Source organism: Pseudomonas fluorescens (assembly GCF_019212185.1).
Taxonomy (GTDB): domain Bacteria; phylum Pseudomonadota; class Gammaproteobacteria; order Pseudomonadales; family Pseudomonadaceae; genus Aquipseudomonas.
Genome location: NZ_CP078138.1, coordinates 5,818,616 through 5,835,628 on the forward strand (window position 1 = coordinate 5,818,616; position 17,013 = coordinate 5,835,628).

General features: G+C 56.3%; 22 protein-coding genes. 1 reads left to right on the forward strand and 21 read right to left on the reverse strand.

Annotation, left to right across the window (positions count from 1 at the left end):
• Positions 1–10 precede the first annotated feature (10 nt).
• The 3 genes from KW062_RS26220 to KW062_RS26230 form a co-directional block, all read right to left on the reverse strand.
• On the reverse strand, positions 11–1,255 hold the full coding sequence (locus KW062_RS26220) for a tyrosine-type recombinase/integrase (RefSeq protein WP_105754390.1): 1,245 nt from the start codon (positions 1,253–1,255) through the stop codon (positions 11–13).
• A 159-nt stretch (positions 1,256–1,414) separates the two neighbouring features.
• Positions 1,415–1,924 (reverse strand): single-stranded DNA-binding protein, encoded by a 510-nt coding sequence (locus tag KW062_RS26225; protein ID WP_027617696.1) that lies wholly within the window; start codon positions 1,922–1,924, stop codon positions 1,415–1,417.
• 9 nt (positions 1,925–1,933) lie between these two features.
• Positions 1,934–3,331, reverse strand: a complete 1,398-nt coding sequence (locus KW062_RS26230) for an MFS transporter (protein ID WP_027617695.1) — start codon at positions 3,329–3,331, stop codon at positions 1,934–1,936.
• Positions 3,332–3,519: 188 nt separating this feature from the next.
• Between KW062_RS26230 and uvrA the strand changes: the two genes are divergently transcribed.
• Positions 3,520–6,354, forward strand: a complete 2,835-nt coding sequence (gene uvrA, locus KW062_RS26235; protein ID WP_027617694.1) for an excinuclease ABC subunit UvrA — start codon at positions 3,520–3,522, stop codon at positions 6,352–6,354.
• Between the two features lie 65 nt (positions 6,355–6,419).
• Here uvrA and bfr read toward each other — a convergent pair whose 3' ends face one another.
• From bfr to rplX, 18 genes are all read right to left on the reverse strand, one after another.
• Complete coding sequence (gene bfr / locus KW062_RS26240) at positions 6,420–6,884, reverse strand: bacterioferritin (protein ID WP_027617693.1); 465 nt, start codon at positions 6,882–6,884, stop codon at positions 6,420–6,422.
• Positions 6,885–7,033: 149 nt separating this feature from the next.
• Positions 7,034–8,488 carry a catalase gene (locus KW062_RS26245; RefSeq protein WP_105754389.1) on the reverse strand — a complete coding sequence of 485 codons (1,455 nt, stop codon included), beginning with the start codon at positions 8,486–8,488 and terminating at the stop codon, positions 7,034–7,036.
• 222 nt (positions 8,489–8,710) lie between these two features.
• On the reverse strand, positions 8,711–9,097 hold the full coding sequence (rplQ, locus tag KW062_RS26250) for a 50S ribosomal protein L17 (RefSeq protein WP_003176402.1): 387 nt from the start codon (positions 9,095–9,097) through the stop codon (positions 8,711–8,713).
• Between the two features lie 42 nt (positions 9,098–9,139).
• On the reverse strand, positions 9,140–10,141 hold the full coding sequence (locus KW062_RS26255) for a DNA-directed RNA polymerase subunit alpha (protein WP_007924176.1): 1,002 nt from the start codon (positions 10,139–10,141) through the stop codon (positions 9,140–9,142).
• Between the two features lie 26 nt (positions 10,142–10,167).
• Complete coding sequence (gene rpsD, locus KW062_RS26260) at positions 10,168–10,788, reverse strand: 30S ribosomal protein S4 (RefSeq protein ID WP_027617691.1); 621 nt, start codon at positions 10,786–10,788, stop codon at positions 10,168–10,170.
• Positions 10,789–10,806: 18 nt separating this feature from the next.
• On the reverse strand, positions 10,807–11,196 hold the full coding sequence (gene rpsK, locus KW062_RS26265) for a 30S ribosomal protein S11 (protein WP_002555466.1): 390 nt from the start codon (positions 11,194–11,196) through the stop codon (positions 10,807–10,809).
• Between the two features lie 30 nt (positions 11,197–11,226).
• The gene (rpsM, locus tag KW062_RS26270) at positions 11,227–11,583 is read right to left on the reverse strand and encodes a 30S ribosomal protein S13 (protein ID WP_009045849.1); all 357 of its coding nucleotides are present in this window, start codon (positions 11,581–11,583) and stop codon (positions 11,227–11,229) included.
• Positions 11,584–11,713: 130 nt separating this feature from the next.
• The gene (rpmJ, locus tag KW062_RS26275; protein WP_002555468.1) at positions 11,714–11,830 is read right to left on the reverse strand and encodes a 50S ribosomal protein L36; all 117 of its coding nucleotides are present in this window, start codon (positions 11,828–11,830) and stop codon (positions 11,714–11,716) included.
• A 24-nt stretch (positions 11,831–11,854) separates the two neighbouring features.
• Positions 11,855–13,183, reverse strand: coding sequence for a preprotein translocase subunit SecY (gene secY, locus KW062_RS26280; RefSeq protein ID WP_027617690.1), 1,329 nt, complete (start codon positions 13,181–13,183; stop codon positions 11,855–11,857).
• Positions 13,184–13,621, reverse strand: coding sequence for a 50S ribosomal protein L15 (rplO, locus tag KW062_RS26285; protein ID WP_003228720.1), 438 nt, complete (start codon positions 13,619–13,621; stop codon positions 13,184–13,186).
• A gap of 3 nt (positions 13,622–13,624) precedes the next feature.
• Positions 13,625–13,801, reverse strand: coding sequence for a 50S ribosomal protein L30 (gene rpmD, locus KW062_RS26290; RefSeq protein ID WP_003186033.1), 177 nt, complete (start codon positions 13,799–13,801; stop codon positions 13,625–13,627).
• Positions 13,802–13,803: 2 nt separating this feature from the next.
• Positions 13,804–14,304 (reverse strand): 30S ribosomal protein S5, encoded by a 501-nt coding sequence (gene rpsE / locus KW062_RS26295; RefSeq protein ID WP_010566852.1) that lies wholly within the window; start codon positions 14,302–14,304, stop codon positions 13,804–13,806.
• Between the two features lie 3 nt (positions 14,305–14,307).
• Positions 14,308–14,658 carry a 50S ribosomal protein L18 gene (rplR, locus tag KW062_RS26300; protein ID WP_003186037.1) on the reverse strand — a complete coding sequence of 117 codons (351 nt, stop codon included), beginning with the start codon at positions 14,656–14,658 and terminating at the stop codon, positions 14,308–14,310.
• A 10-nt stretch (positions 14,659–14,668) separates the two neighbouring features.
• Positions 14,669–15,202 carry a 50S ribosomal protein L6 gene (rplF, locus tag KW062_RS26305; RefSeq protein ID WP_025129400.1) on the reverse strand — a complete coding sequence of 178 codons (534 nt, stop codon included), beginning with the start codon at positions 15,200–15,202 and terminating at the stop codon, positions 14,669–14,671.
• 12 nt (positions 15,203–15,214) lie between these two features.
• Positions 15,215–15,607: a 30S ribosomal protein S8 gene (gene rpsH / locus KW062_RS26310; protein ID WP_003186040.1), complete on the reverse strand. Its 393-nt coding sequence runs from the start codon at positions 15,605–15,607 to the stop codon at positions 15,215–15,217.
• Positions 15,608–15,815: 208 nt separating this feature from the next.
• Positions 15,816–16,121 carry a 30S ribosomal protein S14 gene (gene rpsN, locus KW062_RS26315; RefSeq protein ID WP_027617689.1) on the reverse strand — a complete coding sequence of 102 codons (306 nt, stop codon included), beginning with the start codon at positions 16,119–16,121 and terminating at the stop codon, positions 15,816–15,818.
• A gap of 13 nt (positions 16,122–16,134) precedes the next feature.
• Positions 16,135–16,674 carry a 50S ribosomal protein L5 gene (rplE, locus tag KW062_RS26320; protein ID WP_003210069.1) on the reverse strand — a complete coding sequence of 180 codons (540 nt, stop codon included), beginning with the start codon at positions 16,672–16,674 and terminating at the stop codon, positions 16,135–16,137.
• A gap of 20 nt (positions 16,675–16,694) precedes the next feature.
• Complete coding sequence (gene rplX / locus KW062_RS26325) at positions 16,695–17,009, reverse strand: 50S ribosomal protein L24 (RefSeq protein WP_003186046.1); 315 nt, start codon at positions 17,007–17,009, stop codon at positions 16,695–16,697.
• Between the last annotated feature and the right edge of the window lie 4 nt (positions 17,010–17,013).

Genomic DNA, 17,013 nt, shown 5'->3' on the forward strand with positions numbered 1-17,013 from the left:
TGGACAACTCCTACTGACGTTTAAGCGCCCGTTGAAACTCCAATGCCGCCTTGGCTGCCTTTTCTTTGGTATGACGCTTATTGTACGTAATAGCGGTGCCGGAGGTTTCGGACCAGCCCATCAGATAAGCCCGCGCCTTCTGCTCCTGTTCAGGCGTCATATTGCCTGCAGCGTCCGTAACACACGAAAAATCATAGTTCCACGTATGCCTGAACGCATGGGCATGAATGGCTGCGAAATCATGGGCCATGCCTTGAACGGTGGCCATCAGCTTGCCAAAACTGCTGTTCGACATCGGACTGCCCTGAGTTGGACCGGCTTTGTGGGTGACCAGCAAATAGGGGTGCTTTCTTGCCAGACGAAAGCTCGCCCTGAATCGAAAAATATAGTCACTTAGTGCTTTTTGCAGCACGTCGTTGATCGGAATTTTCCGTGGTTTAGTCTTAACCAGCGGCTGGTGCCGACGGCTGTCGAGTGGGCTGTCCGGGCGTCGGACAATGCTGAGCGTGGACCTACCGAAATCCACGTCCTCCACCCTCAAGCTCAGCAGTTCCCCGCGCCTGATGCCCAGATAGCGGAGCAAGGTGACGATCAGATGATTACGCTGCTGAACCCCATTATCAGCAAAAGGGTTTTTGGGATGGCCAAATCGAAGGCGCTCGAGTACCTCATCTACGACCTTTTGGTCCAGGCCCTTCTCATCCCGGTCCACTGCCGTCAACTGAGAAGATTTCGGTCTGTAGGCGTTGATCCGCTCGACCATTTCGCTCACCGCACCGTCAGCAAGAAGGCTGGTCCGCCCAACACGCAAAGTCTCGGCCAGGAAGCCTAAGTATTTTGAGATCGTGCTCAGCCGCGAAAACTGAGTCTGAGCGGAGACATTATTAACGCTGCGTGTAACGGCTCGTCCTGCATTGAGCCTGAGTCGGACTACCTTGACGGTCGTACGTGGGCGCTCCTCGCTTAACAGGCGCGCACTGAAACCCACCAGGGACGTAATGTCTTCAAGTCGGAATAGATTGCCTGCCGAAAACGACGCTTCGAGATTGATGCCTCGCACCGCCTGCCAGGCATACAGGACTTTGAGTGCGGTCAGTGACGCCTGCACAGTCGACACGGAGAAACCACAGGCGCGGATCTGGGTGGTGATAAACAGAGAGGGGTAATACAGGGGAATACCGGTCTGCGCATTCACCAACAATTTGTGCCGCTCGCCTTGGCGGAACTGAACGTGCCTGATCGCCAATAAGCTCATGAGGATAGCCCCCCAAGAAAACTTTACGTTTCTCAAGGTAGTGCATAAATTCGAAACGAGCCAAATTAGATTAAAAATCTTTACAATGGAAAATCATCAGAAAAGCCCCTAAATAGGGGCTTTCAAGGAAAAACCTTACATCTTCCTCTCAGGTGTTCGTCAGAACGGAATATCGTCATCGAAGCTGTCGAAATCCGGAGCCGGTTGCGGTGCAGCCTGTTGCGGGGCTGGACGCTGTGGCTGCTGTTGCGGAGCAGGACGCGGAGCCTGCTGGCGCGGAGCGGATTGCTGGTAGTTGTTGCCGCCTTGCTGCTGGTCACCCTGTGGACGGCCGCCCAACAGTTGCATGGTGCCTTGCATGTCGACCACGATTTCAGTGGTGTAGCGCTTGATGCCGTCTTTTTCCCACTCGCGGGTTTGCAGCTTGCCTTCGATGTACACCTGCGAACCTTTGCGCAGGTATTCGCCAGCAATTTCCGCAACCTTGCCGAACATCGATACGCGGTGCCATTCGGTCTTTTCGACTTTCTGGCCTGTCTGCTTGTCGGTCCACTGTTCGCTGGTCGCCAGACTCAGGTTGGTCACGGCGTTACCGTTAGGCAAGTAGCGAACTTCGGGATCCTGGCCGCAAGTGCCGACCAATATGACTTTGTTAACCCCACGGGCCATAACGTTCTCCTAGGCTTCGCACGCTGCCGAGGCCGGGTCGTTGACCAGGCGCTCGAGGGTGGTGCGATCCAATAGTTCGGTGTCCAATTTGATGTAAATGGCCGCTTCATCAGCAACCACGATGGCATCGGTTACCCCAACGACGGCCAGCAGGCGCTCAACCAGACCCGCTTCGCGGATCGCTTCAGGCGATAACGGCAAGCGCAGGCTCGTCACATAGGGAGGTTCACGCATGGTAACAGCAAAGGCCAACCAGAGGGCAGCCAGACCTGCGCATCCGAGGAACACAACCGACAGACCGCCATGCTGGAACATCCAGCCGCCCATGATCCCGCCCAGTGCCGAACCGAGGAACTGACTGGTGGAGTACACCCCCATCGCCGTGCCCTTGCCGCCTGCCGGTGAAACCTTGCTGATCAGCGACGGCAGTGAAGCTTCCAGCAGATTGAACGCAGTAAAGAACACCACCGTACCAATCACCAGAGCTCGCAGGCTGTCGCCGAACTGCCAGAAGAATAGCTCAGTGAGCATCAGCGTCGCGACGGCACCGAGCAAAACTCGTTTCATTTTGCGTTTCTTCTCGCCGTAGATAATGAACGGGATCATGGCGAAGAACGAAATCAGCAGCGCAGTGAGGTAAACCCACCAGTGCTGCTCCTTGGGCAAGCCGGCCTTTTCGACCAGCGCCAACGGCAAGGCGACAAAACTCGACATCAACATCGCATGTAACACAAAAATGCCGAGGTCCAGGCGCAACAGGTCGGGATGTTTAAGCGTTGGCATCAGAGCCTGACGGGCGACGCCGGATTCACGATGCTGCAGCGGACCGGTGGAGCGCGGCACCATGAACATCACAATGACGATCCCCAGCAGCGCCATGCCGCCGGTCGCCAGGAACAACCCTGACAAGCCGAAGGCGCGGGTCAGCAATGGGCCGACCACCATCGCCACAGCAAACGAGAGGCCAATGGTCATTCCGATCATGGCCATGGCTTTCGTACGGTGCTGCTCGCGAGTCAGATCGGAGAGCAAGGCCATGACCGCGGCGGAAATCGCCCCGGCGCCCTGCAGGATCCGGCCGGCGATCACGCCCCAGATCGAGTCGGCATTCGCTGCCAGCACGCTGCCCAGGGCGAAGACAATCAACCCCAGGTAAATGACCGGGCGCCGACCAATGCGATCGGAAATGATCCCGAAGGGAATCTGGAACACCGCCTGGGTCAGGCCATAGGCGCCAATGGCCAGGCCAATCAGCGCCGGAGTCGCGCCAGCCAGGTCCATGCCATAGGTCGCCAATACCGGCAACACCATGAACATGCCGAGCATTCGGAAAGCGAACACCAGGGCCAGACCGCTTGCTGCGCGGGTCTCGCTACCACTCATGCGTTCGCTGTGGGGATCGTGCATGGAATTACCTCATGTGAACCGGCGGCGATTCTATCAGTCCCATCGATTGACGGGGTATAGGGCGACGCTTTGACGCGCAAGGATGACAAACTCTTCATTGAAGGCCGAATAACCCGCATTTGATAGTGTGCATCCATCCAGTATTTGGCCTTATACTCCTACGTTTACGCCCGCCGAGCGAGGCCACCTTGGACAAGATCCTGATTCGTGGGGCTCGAACCCACAACCTGAAGAATATCGACCTGACCCTGCCACGGGACAAGCTGATCGTCATCACCGGCTTGTCCGGGTCCGGCAAGTCTTCCCTGGCCTTCGATACCTTGTATGCGGAAGGTCAACGTCGCTATGTCGAGTCGCTGTCGGCCTACGCCCGGCAGTTTCTGTCGATGATGGAAAAGCCTGACGTCGACACCATCGAAGGCCTGTCACCGGCCATTTCCATCGAGCAGAAGTCGACCTCACACAACCCGCGCTCCACGGTCGGTACCATCACCGAAATCTACGACTACCTGCGCTTGCTTTACGCTCGCGTGGGTATTCCCCGTTGCCCGGATCACGACATCCCGCTGGAAGCCCAGACCGTCAGTCAGATGGTCGACCTGGTGCTGGCCCAGCCCGAGGGCAGCAAGTTGATGCTGCTGGCGCCGGTGATTCGCGAACGCAAGGGCGAACATCTGTCGGTCTTTGAAGAGCTGCGGGCCCAGGGCTTTGTCCGCGCACGGATCAACGGCAAGCTGTATGAGCTGGATGAAGCACCGAAGCTGGATAAACAGAAGAAGCATACGATTGATGTGGTGGTCGACCGCTTCAAGGTGCGTGACGACCTGCAACAACGTTTGGCCGAATCGTTCGAGACCGCGTTGAAATTGGCCGATGGCATCGCCCTGGTTGCGCCAATGGATGACGAGCCGGGCGAAGAACTGATCTTCTCCGCGCGTTTCGCCTGCCCGATCTGCGGTCACGCCATCAGCGAACTGGAACCCAAGCTGTTCTCATTCAACAACCCGGCCGGTGCCTGCCCGACCTGTGATGGGTTGGGGGTGAAACAGTTTTTCGATATCAAACGCCTGGTCAACGGCGAACTGACCCTGGCCGAGGGCGCGATTCGCGGCTGGGACCGGCGCAACGTCTATTACTTCCAGATGCTTGGCTCACTGGCCAGCCATTATGGATTCAGCCTGGAAGTACCGTTCAACCAGTTGCCGGCCGACCAGCAGAAAATAATCCTGCACGGCAGCGGCACGCAGAACGTCGACTTCAAATACCTGAACGACCGTGGCGATATCGTGAAACGCTCGCATCCGTTCGAAGGCATCGTGCCGAATCTGGACCGCCGCTACCGCGAGACCGAGTCGGCCTCGGTGCGCGAAGAGCTAGCCAAGTTCCTCAGCACCCAGCCGTGCCCTGACTGCCGTGGCACTCGCCTGCGTCGGGAGGCGCGGCATGTGTGGGTCGGCGAAAAAACCCTGCCGGCAGTGACCAACCTGCCGATTGGCGATGCGTCCGATTACTTCGGCACGCTGAAGCTCACCGGCCGGCGTGGCGAAATCGCCGACAAGATCCTCAAGGAAATCCGCGAGCGCCTGCAGTTTCTGGTCAATGTCGGCCTTGACTACCTGTCGCTGGATCGCAGTGCCGACACCCTGTCCGGTGGCGAGGCACAGCGGATTCGCCTGGCGAGTCAGATCGGCGCGGGCCTGGTCGGGGTGTTGTACATCCTCGACGAGCCCTCCATTGGCTTGCACCAACGCGACAACGACCGGTTGCTGGGCACCCTCAAACACCTGCGAGACATCGGCAACACGGTGATCGTGGTCGAGCACGACGAAGACGCCATTCGCCTGGCCGATTACGTGGTGGACATCGGGCCAGGTGCCGGCGTGCATGGCGGTCACATTGTTGCCGAAGGCACGCCGGCCGAGGTCATGAGTCATCCGGAATCGCTGACCGGTAAATACCTGTCGGGCCGGGTGAAGATCGAAGTACCCGCCAAGCGCACGCCACGCAACAAGAAGCTGTCGCTGTCGCTCAAGGGCGCTCGGGGCAACAACCTGCGCAACGTCGACCTGGAGATTCCAATCGGTCTGCTGACCTGTGTGACAGGTGTCTCCGGCTCAGGCAAGTCGACGCTGATCAACAACACCCTGTTCCCCCTGAGCGCCACTGCGCTCAATGGCGCAACCACCCTGGAAGCCGCCGCCCACGACAGCATCAAGGGTCTTGAGCACCTGGACAAAGTGGTCGATATCGACCAGAGCCCGATTGGCCGTACACCGCGCTCCAACCCGGCGACCTACACCGGATTGTTCACCCCGATTCGCGAACTGTTCGCCGGCGTGCCAGAGTCCCGCTCACGGGGCTATGGTCCGGGGCGTTTCTCGTTCAACGTCAAGGGCGGGCGCTGTGAGGCCTGTCAGGGCGACGGCCTGATCAAGGTGGAAATGCACTTCCTGCCGGATATCTACGTGCCGTGCGACGTGTGCAAGAGCAAGCGCTACAACCGCGAGACTCTTGAGATCAAATACAAGGGCAAGAGCATTCATGAAACCCTGGAGATGACCATCGAGGAGGCGCGGGTGTTCTTCGACGCCGTTCCGGCGCTGGCACGCAAGCTCCAGACGTTAATGGATGTAGGCCTGTCGTACATCAAGCTGGGACAATCGGCGACCACTTTGTCGGGCGGTGAAGCACAACGGGTCAAACTGTCCCGCGAGCTGTCCAAGCGTGATACCGGCAAGACCCTGTACATCCTCGATGAGCCGACCACCGGGCTGCATTTTGCGGATATCCAGCAATTGCTCGACGTCTTGCACCGCCTGCGCGACCACGGCAACACCGTGGTGGTGATCGAGCACAATCTGGACGTGATCAAGACCGCTGACTGGCTGGTGGACCTGGGACCGGAGGGTGGCTCCAAGGGTGGCCAGATCATCGCCGTCGGTACGCCGGAAGAAGTCGCCGAGATGAAACAGTCTCATACCGGCTACTACCTCAAGCCACTGCTGGAACGTGACCGGGCCTGAGTCCGAGCCATGAAAAAGCCCCGGACACGGATGAAGTGACCGGGGCTTTTTTGTACAAGGATGTATCAGGCGTGGGATTGCAGGTAGTTCTCGAGACCGATCAACTTGATCAGGCCCAACTGCTTTTCCAGCCAGTAAGTGTGATCTTCTTCGGTGTCGTTGAGTTGAACCCGCAGCATCTCGCGACTGACGTAATCCTTGTGCTGTTCGCACAGTTCAATGCCCTTGCACAGCGCGGCGCGCACCTTGTATTCCAGGCGCAGGTCGGCGGCGAGCATGTCAGGCACTGTGGTGCCAACATCGAGATCATCCGGACGCATGCGAGGCGTACCCTCGAGCATGAGGATGCGACGCATCAGTGCATCGGCGTGCCCCGCCTCTTCTTCCATTTCGTGATTGATGCGTTCGTAGAGCTTGGTGAAACCCCAGTCCTCATACATCCGCGAATGCACGAAATATTGATCACGCGCGGCCAGTTCGCCGGTGAGCAATGTGTTGAGGTAATCGATAACGTCTGGGTGGCCTTGCATCGCCCTACATCTCCCTGCTTGAAAGTCTGTAGTTTGAACCACAGCGACCGTTTGGTCACTCGATTCACGCGATAAAAGTGAAGATATTCTGAGAAAAGCGGTTTAAATAACGCAAAAACCGCCCAGATGAGGGCGGTTCTGCTTCTCGTTTAGACTTCGTTAAGCTCTACACCCAACGCCTTTGCAATTGCTTCTCCATACGCCGGATCAGCCCTGAAAAAATGCTGCAGTTGACGGTCAACCACGTCACCCGTAACACCAGCCATGGCGCCTGCAATGTTGCTGACCAGCAGTGCTTTCTGCGCATCGTTCATCAATCGGAACAGTGCGCCGGCATGGCTGTAGTAATCCGAGTCTTCGCGGTGATCGTAACGATCAGCCGCTCCAGACAAGGTCAACGCCGGCTCGGCATAGTGAGGCGCCTGCTTTGGCGAGTTTACGTAGCTGTTCGGCTCATAGTTGGGCGCAGCACCGCCGTTACTGCCGAAAGCCATGGACCCGTCACGCTGGTAGCTGTTGACCGGACTGCGCGGCGCATTCACCGGCAATTGCTGATGGTTGGTACCGACCCGATAACGATGGGCGTCCGAGTAAGCAAAAACCCGACCTTGGAGCATACGGTCTGGTGACAACCCCACACCCGGCACCATATTGCTGGGCCCAAAGGCGGCCTGTTCAACTTCGGCGAAGTAGTTTTGCGGGTTGCGGTTTAACTCCAGTTCTCCGACCTCGATCAGGGGAAACTCTTTCTGCGACCAGGTTTTGGTCACGTCGAACGGATTTTCGTAGTGAGTTGCCGCCTGCGCTTCGCTCATGATCTGGATGCAAACGCGCCATTTCGGGAACTCACCACGCTCGATCGCATTGAACAGGTCACGCTGTGCGTAATCGGGATCAGTGCCTGCCAGGCGTGCAGCCTCTGCGGGCGCCAGATTCTTGATGCCTTGCAGGGTTTTGTAATGCCACTTGACCCAGTGACGCTCACCTGTAGCGCTGATCAGGCTGTAAGTATGGCTGCCGAAACCATGCATATGGCGGTAGCCATCCGGAATGCCGCGATCGGAGAACAGAATCGTCACCTGGTGTAGCGCTTCAGGGGAATGGGACCAGAAGTCCCACATTGCCTGGGCACTTTTCAGGTTGCTCTGCGGCAAACGTTTCTGGGTGTGGATAAAGTCCGGGAATTTCAGCGGGTCACGGATGAAAAACACGGGCGTGTTGTTCCCAACAATGTCCCAGTTGCCTTCCTCGGTGTAGAACTTCAAGGCAAAGCCGCGAGGATCACGCTCGGTATCGGCCGAGCCGCGCTCCCCGCCGACGGTGGAAAATCGCAGGAAGGTCGGCGTTTGTTTGCCAACCGACTCAAAGAGTTTCGCGCTGGTGTACTGGGTGATGTCCCGGGTCACGGTAAAGGTACCGTAAGCGCCCGAGCCCTTGGCATGGACACGACGCTCGGGAATGTTTTCACGATTGAAGTGAGCGAGCTTCTCAATCAGGTGGAAGTCGTCGAGAAGCAGCGGACCACGCGGGCCTGCAGAGCGGGAGTTCTGATTGTCAGCGACGGGAGCGCCACTGGCGGTGGTCAGCGTTATGTTTTGGCTCATGCGCATTCTTCCTCTTCAGTCCTGGAAACTGCCGGCTAATCGGCTGAGAGGGAGTATTGACCATGAACATGACACCATCAAATTCATTAATTGATCAGGATCAATAGAAAATAACTAATAGATGAGCTGTATGGATAGCGTAACAACTCGCAAAGGGATCACGTTTTTTATGGCCACAAAAAACCGGGCGCTAGGCCCGGTTCTTTGTTTCAGACTGACGTCTTACTCGGCGGATACAGCTTCGCCAGCAGTAGCACGATCAACCAACTCGACGTACGCCATAGGCGCGTTGTCGCCAGCGCGGAAACCGCACTTGAGGATGCGCAGGTAGCCACCCTCACGGGTAGCGTAACGCTTGCCCAGGTCGTTGAAGAGCTTACCAACGATAGCTTTCGAACGAGTACGGTCGAAAGCCAGACGGCGGTTAGCCAGGCTGTCTGTCTTGGCCAGAGTGATCAGCGGCTCGGCAACGCGGCGCAGTTCTTTGGCTTTTGGCAGAGTAGTTTTGATCAGCTCGTGCTCGAACAGCGACACCGCCATGTTTTGGAACATGGCCTTGCGGTGCGAGCTGGTGCGGCTCAGGTGACGACCACTTTTACGATGACGCATGGTTCATTCCTTACCAAACACAACGTTCGGTGATTACGACGATCAGGCAGTCGCCTTGTCGTCCTTCTTAAGACTTGCAGGCGGCCAGTTGTCGAGGCGCATGCCGAGGGACAGACCGCGGGAGGCCAGAACGTCCTTGATTTCAGTCAAGGATTTCTTGCCCAGGTTCGGAGTCTTCAACAGTTCTACTTCGGTACGCTGAATCAGGTCGCCGATGTAGTAAATGTTTTCCGCCTTAAGGCAGTTAGCCGAACGTACAGTCAGTTCCAGATCGTCAACCGGGCGAAGCAGGATCGGATCGATCTCGTCTTCCTGCTCGATTACCACTGGCTCGCTGTCACCTTTGAGGTCGACGAACGCAGCCAACTGCTGTTGCAGAATGGTTGCAGCACGACGGATAGCCTCTTCAGGATCCAGGGTACCGTTGGTTTCCAGATCAATAACCAGCTTGTCCAGGTTAGTACGCTGCTCGACACGGGCGTTTTCCACCACGTATGCGATACGGCGAACCGGGCTGAACGAAGAGTCTAGCTGCAAGCGACCAATGCTGCGGCTTTCGTCTTCATCGCTCTGACGCGAGTCGGCCGGTTCATAACCACGACCACGAGCTACAACGAGCTTCATGTTCAGGGCGCCGTTAGACGCCAGGTTAGCGATTACGTGATCGGGATTAACGATCTCGACATCATGATCCAGCTGAATATCGGCAGCGGTAACCACCCCCGAACCCTTCTTCGACAAGGTCAGCGTAACTTCGTCACGACCGTGCAGCTTGATGGCCAGACCTTTAAGGTTCAACAGGATTTCAATTACGTCTTCCTGTACACCTTCGATGGCGCTGTACTCGTGGAGCACACCGTCAATCTCGGCCTCGACTACTGCGCAGCCGGGCATTGAGGACAACAGGATGCGGCGCAGCGCGTTGCCCAGGGTGTGGCCAAAACCACGCTCGAGAGGCTCGAGAGTGATCTTGGCGCGGGTTGGACTGACAACCTGCACGTCGATGTGACGGGGTGTCAGGAACTCATTTACCGAAATCTGCATGGATGCACCTATTTTCTAGCCCTTACTTACTTGGAGTAGAGCTCGACAATCAGGCTTTCGTTGATGTCGGCGGACAGATCACTGCGAGCAGGAACGTTCTTGAAAACGCCCGACTTCTTCTCAGCATCTACCTCTACCCATTCTACGCGACCACGTTGGGTGCACAGTTCGAGAGCCTGGCCAATGCGAAGCTGATTCTTTGCTTTCTCGCGAACTGCAACCACGTCACCAGCACGAACCTGGAAGGACGGGACGTTTACGGTCTGACCGTTAACGCTGATGGACTTGTGCGATACCAGCTGACGGGATTCGGCACGAGTCGAACCAAAGCCCATACGGTATACAACGTTGTCCAGACGGCATTCCAGCAGTTGCAGCAGGTTCTCACCGGTTGCGCCTTTTTTGCTGGCAGCAGCTTTGTAGTAGCCGCTGAACTGACGCTCGAGAACGCCATAGATACGACGAACCTTCTGCTTCTCACGCAGTTGGGTGCCGTAGTCGGACTGGCGACCGCGGCGTTGGCCGTGGATACCAGGTGCAGCTTCAATGTTGCACTTCGATTCGATCGCGCGCACGCCGCTCTTCAGGAAGAGATCGGTGCCTTCGCGACGAGCGAGTTTGCATTTTGGACCAATGTAACGAGCCATTCTTTACGATCTCCTGGATTACACGCGGCGCTTCTTCGGCGGACGGCACCCGTTGTGCGGGATTGGCGTCACGTCGGTGATGCTGGCGATCTTGTAGCCACAGCCGTTCAAAGCACGAACTGCGGATTCACGACCTGGACCTGGGCCCTTGACGTTAACGTCGAGGTTTTTCAGGCCGTATTCCAGCGCAGCTTGACCAGCACGTTCAGCAGCTACTTGAGCAGCGAACGGGGTGGACTTGCGGGAACCGCGGAAACCCGAACCACCGGAGGTAGCCCAAGAAAGAGCGTTACCTTGACGGTCGGTGATGGTCACGATGGTGTTGTTAAAAGAAGCATGGATGTGGGCGATGCCATCAACCACTGTCTTTTTAACTTTTTTACGAGGACGAGCAGCAGGTTTTGCCATGATTAAATTCCTGTCGATTCGCTGGGGCGATTACTTGCGGATCGGCTTACGCGGACCTTTACGGGTACGCGCGTTGGTCTTGGTACGCTGACCGCGTACTGGCAGACCACGACGATGACGCAGACCGCGATAGCAACCGAGGTCCATCAAGCGCTTGATTTTCATGTTGATTTCGCGACGCAGGTCACCTTCAGTGGTGAACTTCGCCACTTCGCCACGCAGCTGTTCAATTTGCTCGTCGCTCAGATCCTTGATCTTTGCGGCTGGGTTTACCCCAGTCTCTGCACAGATTTTCTGTGCAGTTGTGCGACCAACACCATAGATGTAGGTCAGCGAGATAACAGTATGCTTGTTATCTGGAATGTTGACGCCTGCAATACGGGCCATTCAGTGGGACTCCAATTGACAGCTACCTACGCCCCGGAAGCCAAGAAATAGGGCGCGAGATAATATCGCTGTAATAACAAATAATCAACCCAGCAGCGCACTAGCTGCTGGGCTTGAAGCACAATCACACTCAGCCTTGGCGCTGTTTGTGACGCGGTTCCGCGCTGCAAATTACTCGAACAACACCTTCGCGGCGAATAATCTTGCAGTTACGGCACAGCTTTTTCACCGATGCACGAACTTTCATCACCAACTCCTCGAACCTTATGGGTCAGCGCAGCATGCCGCTGCCGTAACCCTTCAGGTTGGCTTTCTTCATCAGGGATTCGTACTGGTGCGAAACGAGGTGCGATTGTACTTGGGACATGAAGTCCATCACAACCACGACGACGATCAGCAACGAGGTCCCGCCAAGGTAGAACGGAACGTTTGCTGCAACCACCAGGAACTGGGGCAACAGGCAGACGGCCGTCATATAGAGAGCACCGAACATGGTCAAGCGAGTCAAAACGCCATCAATATAGCGTGCAGACTGCTCACCTGGACGGATGCCCGGAATAAAGGCACCGGACTTCTTCAGGTTTTCCGCTACGTCTTTCGGATTGAACATCAACGCCGTATAGAAGAAGCAGAAGAAAATAATCCCTGCACTAAACAGCAGAATATTCAACGGCTGACCAGGAGCGATCGACTGCGAGATGTCCTGCAACCAGCCCAAACCTTCAGACTGACCAAACCAGGCACCCAACGAAGCCGGAAACAGCAAAATGCTGCTTGCGAAAATAGCCGGAATAACACCGGCCATGTTCACCTTCAGCGGCAAGTGGCTAGTCTGCGCAGCAAAAACCTTGCGGCCCTGCTGACGCTTGGCGTAGTGAACAGCGATACGACGCTGACCACGCTCAATGAACACCACAAAACCGATAATCGCTACTGCCAGCAAACCGATGGCAACCAGGGCGAAGATGTTGATATCACCCTGACGCGCAGACTCGAAAGACTGCCCGATTGCTCTCGGAAGACCGGCGACGATACCCGAAAAAATCAACATCGAGATACCGTTGCCAACACCACGCTCAGTAATCTGCTCACCCAGCCACATCATGAACATTGCGCCAGCCACAAAAGTGGTTACCGCAACGAAATGGAAGCCAAAGTCACCAGTGAACGCAACGCCCTGCCCCGCCAGACCAATGGACATGCCAATAGCCTGGACGAGAGCGAGGACGACAGTGCCGTAGCGGGTGTACTGGCTGATCTTGCGACGGCCAGCTTCACCTTCCTTCTTCAACTGCTCCAGCTGCGGGCTGACGGCTGTCATCAGTTGCATGATGATCGATGCCGAAATGTACGGCATGATCCCCAGCGCAAAGATACTCATCCGCTCCAGCGCGCCGCCGGAAAACATGTTGAACAAGCTAAGAATGGTCCCCTCATTCTGTCGAAACAGGTCCGCGAGTCGGTCCGGGTTGATACCTGGAACCGGGATGTGTGCGCCTATTCGGTAGACGATAATCGCCAGGAACAGAAAACGCAGACGAGCCCAAAGTTCAGACATACCGCCTTTGCCGAGCGCAGAGAGAGCACCTTGCTTAGCCATTTATTCCTCGAACTTGCCGCCAGCTGCTTCGATAGCCGCACGCGCACCTTTGGTGGCGCCGATTCCCTTGCCGATAGTCACAGCGCGAGTCACTTCACCGGACAGCATGATTTTCACACGCTGAACGTTGACGTTGATCACGTTGGCATCTTTCAGGGACTGCACGGTGACGATGTCGCCTTCCACTTTAGCCAGCTCGGACAGACGCACTTCTGCGCGGTCCATGGCTTTCAGAGAAACGAAACCGAACTTCGGCAGGCGACGATGCAGCGGCTGTTGACCGCCTTCAAAGCCTGGAGCGATGGTGCCACCGGAGCGGGAGGTCTGACCTTTGTGACCACGGCCACCAGTCTTACCCAAACCGCTACCGATACCACGGCCCGGACGATGCTTTTCGCGACGGGAACCCGGCGCTGGACTCAGATCATTGAGTTTCATCGATTAACCCTCGACACGCAGCATGTAGTAGGCCTTGTTGATCATCCCGCGATTCTCGGGAGTATCCAGGACTTCTACAGTGTGACCGATGCGACGCAGACCCAGACCCTTAACGCACAGTTTGTGGTTAGGGATGCGGCCGGTCATGCTTTTGATCAGCGTTACTTTTACGGTAGCCATGATCAGAAGATCTCCTGGACGCTTTTGCCACGCTTGGCGGCAATGGATTCAGGGGATTGCATAGCTTTCAAACCTTTGAAAGTGGCGTGAACCACGTTTACCGGGTTAGTCGAGCCGTAGCACTTGGCCAGAACGTTCTGAACGCCAGCAACTTCGAGGACAGCACGCATAGCGCCGCCAGCGATGATACCGGTACCTTCAGAAGCAGGCTGCATGTACACCTTCGAAGCGCCGTGAGCGGACTTCATTGCGTACTGCAGGGTGGTGCCGTTCAGATCAACCTGGATCATGTTGCGGCGAGCAGCTTCCATTGCCTTCTGGATCGCAGCAGGCACTTCACGCGACTTGCCACGGCCGAAGCCAACACGCCCTTTACCATCACCCACCACGGTCAACGCGGTGAAAGTGAAGATACGGCCGCCTTTAACGGTTTTGGCTACGCGGTTAACTTGAACCAGCTTCTCGATGTAGCCTTCGTCGCGCTTTTGGTCGTTATTTGACATAACTTAGAACTCCAGCCCAGCTTCACGAGCAGCATCAGCCAGCGCCTTGACGCGGCCGTGGTACTTGAAGCCAGAGCGGTCGAAAGCCACCTGCGAGACGCCAGCGGCTTTAGCACGCGTAGCGACCAGCTGGCCAACCTTAGTGGCCGCGTCGATGTTGCCGGTGGCACCATCACGCAGTTCTTTATCCAAAGTCGAGGCACTTGCCAGGACTTTGTTGCCGTCGGCCGAAATGACCTGGGCGTAGATGTGCTGCGACGAGCGGAACACGCAGAGACGCACGACTTCGAGTTCGTGCATTTTCAGGCGTGCTTTGCGAGCGCGACGCAGTCGAGTAACTTTTTTGTCGGTCATTTGCTATGCCCTACTTCTTCTTGGCTTCTTTACGACGGACGACTTCGTCCGCGTAGCGCACACCTTTGCCTTTGTACGGCTCTGGTGGACGGAAGTCGCGGATCTCGGCGGCCACTTGACCTACCAGCTGCTTGTCGATGCCCTTGATCAGGATATCGGTCTGGCTAGGAGTCTCAGCGGTGATGCCTTCCGGCAGTTCATAATCCACTGGGTGCGAGAAGCCAAGAGCCAGGTTCAGCACTGTGCCTTTTGCTTGCGCTTTGTAACCAACACCGACCAGCTGGAGCTTGCGCTCGAAGCCTTGGCTTACGCCTTGGACCATGTTGTTTACCAACGCACGAGTGGTACCGGCCATTGCGCGAGTTTGTTGATCGCCATTGCGAGCAGCGAAACGCAGCTCACCAGCTTCTTCAACGATCTCAACGGACGAATGGACGTTCAGTTCGAGAGTGCCCTTGGCACCCTTCACCGAAAGCTGTTGGCCTGCGAATTTTACTTCGACACCGGCTGGCAGCTTAACGGGGTTCTTAGCGACGCGAGACATGCTTATCCCCCCTTAGAACACAGTGCAAAGAACTTCGCCGCCGACACCGGCAGCGCGCGCAGCACGATCAGTCATCACACCTTTGTTGGTGGAGACGATAGACACACCGAGACCGCCACGTACTTTTGGCAGATCATCGACGGACTTGTACTGACGCAGGCCTGGACGGCTAACGCGCTTCACTTCCTCGATGACCGGACGGCCTTCGAAGTACTTCAGCTCGATGGACAGCAGTGGCTTGATTTCGCTGCTGATCTGATAACCCGCAATGTAACCTTCGTCCTTCAGGACTTTGGCAACAGCTACCTTCAAAGTAGAAGATGGCATGCTTACGACGGACTTTTCAGCCATCTGGGCATTACGGATTCGAGTTAGCATGTCCGCTAACGGGTCCTGCATACTCATGGGCTAGACGCTCCTAATACAAAAAAATAAGCCTTGCGGCTACTACCTTCGCCGAGAACATCCGCGCAGAAAAAGCACGGGCTCAGGCGAGCCGGGTATTCTAGACACACCCCACAAATGAATCAAGCCCCAAAAGGGGCTTGATTCAAGTTCAAGGTCACCGGCGGTCAGTATCTTGCGATTCCAACCACCGAGACTTTGACAGTGCTTACCAGCTGGCTTTAACCAGACCAGGTACGTCACCACGCATGGCAGCTTCACGCAGTTTGTTACGGCCCAGGCCGAACTTGCGGTAAACGCCGTGTGGACGACCGGTCAGGCGGCAGCGGTTACGCATGCGCGAAGCGCTTGCATCACGTGGCTGCTTCTGCAGTGCTACGGTAGCTTCCCAACGCGCTTCTGGACTTGCGTTCAGATCAACGATGATAGCTTTCAGCGCCGCACGCTTTTTGGCGTACTTGGCAACCGTGAGCTGACGCTTCAGCTCGCGGTTTTTCATGCTCTTCTTGGCCATTTTCCTACTCCAATCAGTTGCGGAACGGGAATTTGAAAGCACGCAGCAGAGCGCGGCCTTCATCATCGTTCTTGGCAGTGGTGGTCAGGGTAATGTCCAGACCGCGGAGAGCATCGATCTTGTCGTAGTCGATTTCCGGGAAGATGATCTGCTCTTTCACGCCCATGCTGTAGTTACCACGACCATCGAAGGACTTGGCATTCAGGCCGCGGAAGTCGCGAACCCGAGGCAGGGAGATCGACAGCAGACGATCCAGGAACTCGTACATACGCTCACGGCGCAGGGTCACCTTGACACCGATCGGCCAACCTTCACGGACTTTAAAGCCAGCGATGGATTTGCGAGCGTAGGTCACAACGACTTTCTGGCCGGTGATCTTTTCCAGGTCAGCAACAGCGTGCTCGATGACTTTTTTGTCGCCGATCGCTTCGCCCAGACCCATGTTCAGGGTGATTTTGGTAACGCGCGGAACTTCCATCACGTTCGAAAGCTTAAGTTCTTCCTTAAGTTTCGGAGCGATTTCCTTCCGGTAAATCTCTTTTAGTCGTGCCATGGTCTTCTACCTAGCAGTGTTCAAGCATCAACCGCTTTTTGGGTCGACTTGAAGACACGAATTTTCTTACCGTCTTCTACTTTGAAACCAACGCGGTCAGCCTTGTTGGTTTCGCCGTTGAAGATGGCGACGTTGGAAGCGTGCAATGGCGCTTCTTTCTCGACGATACCGCCCTGTACGCCCGACATCGGGTTAGGCTTGGTATGACGCTTGACCAGGTTCAGACCACCAACAACCAGACGGTTGTCAGCAAGAACCTTCAGCACCTTACCGCGCTTACCTTTGTCTTTGCCGGCGATCACGATGATCTCGTCGTCACGACGAATCTTTTGCATGTCG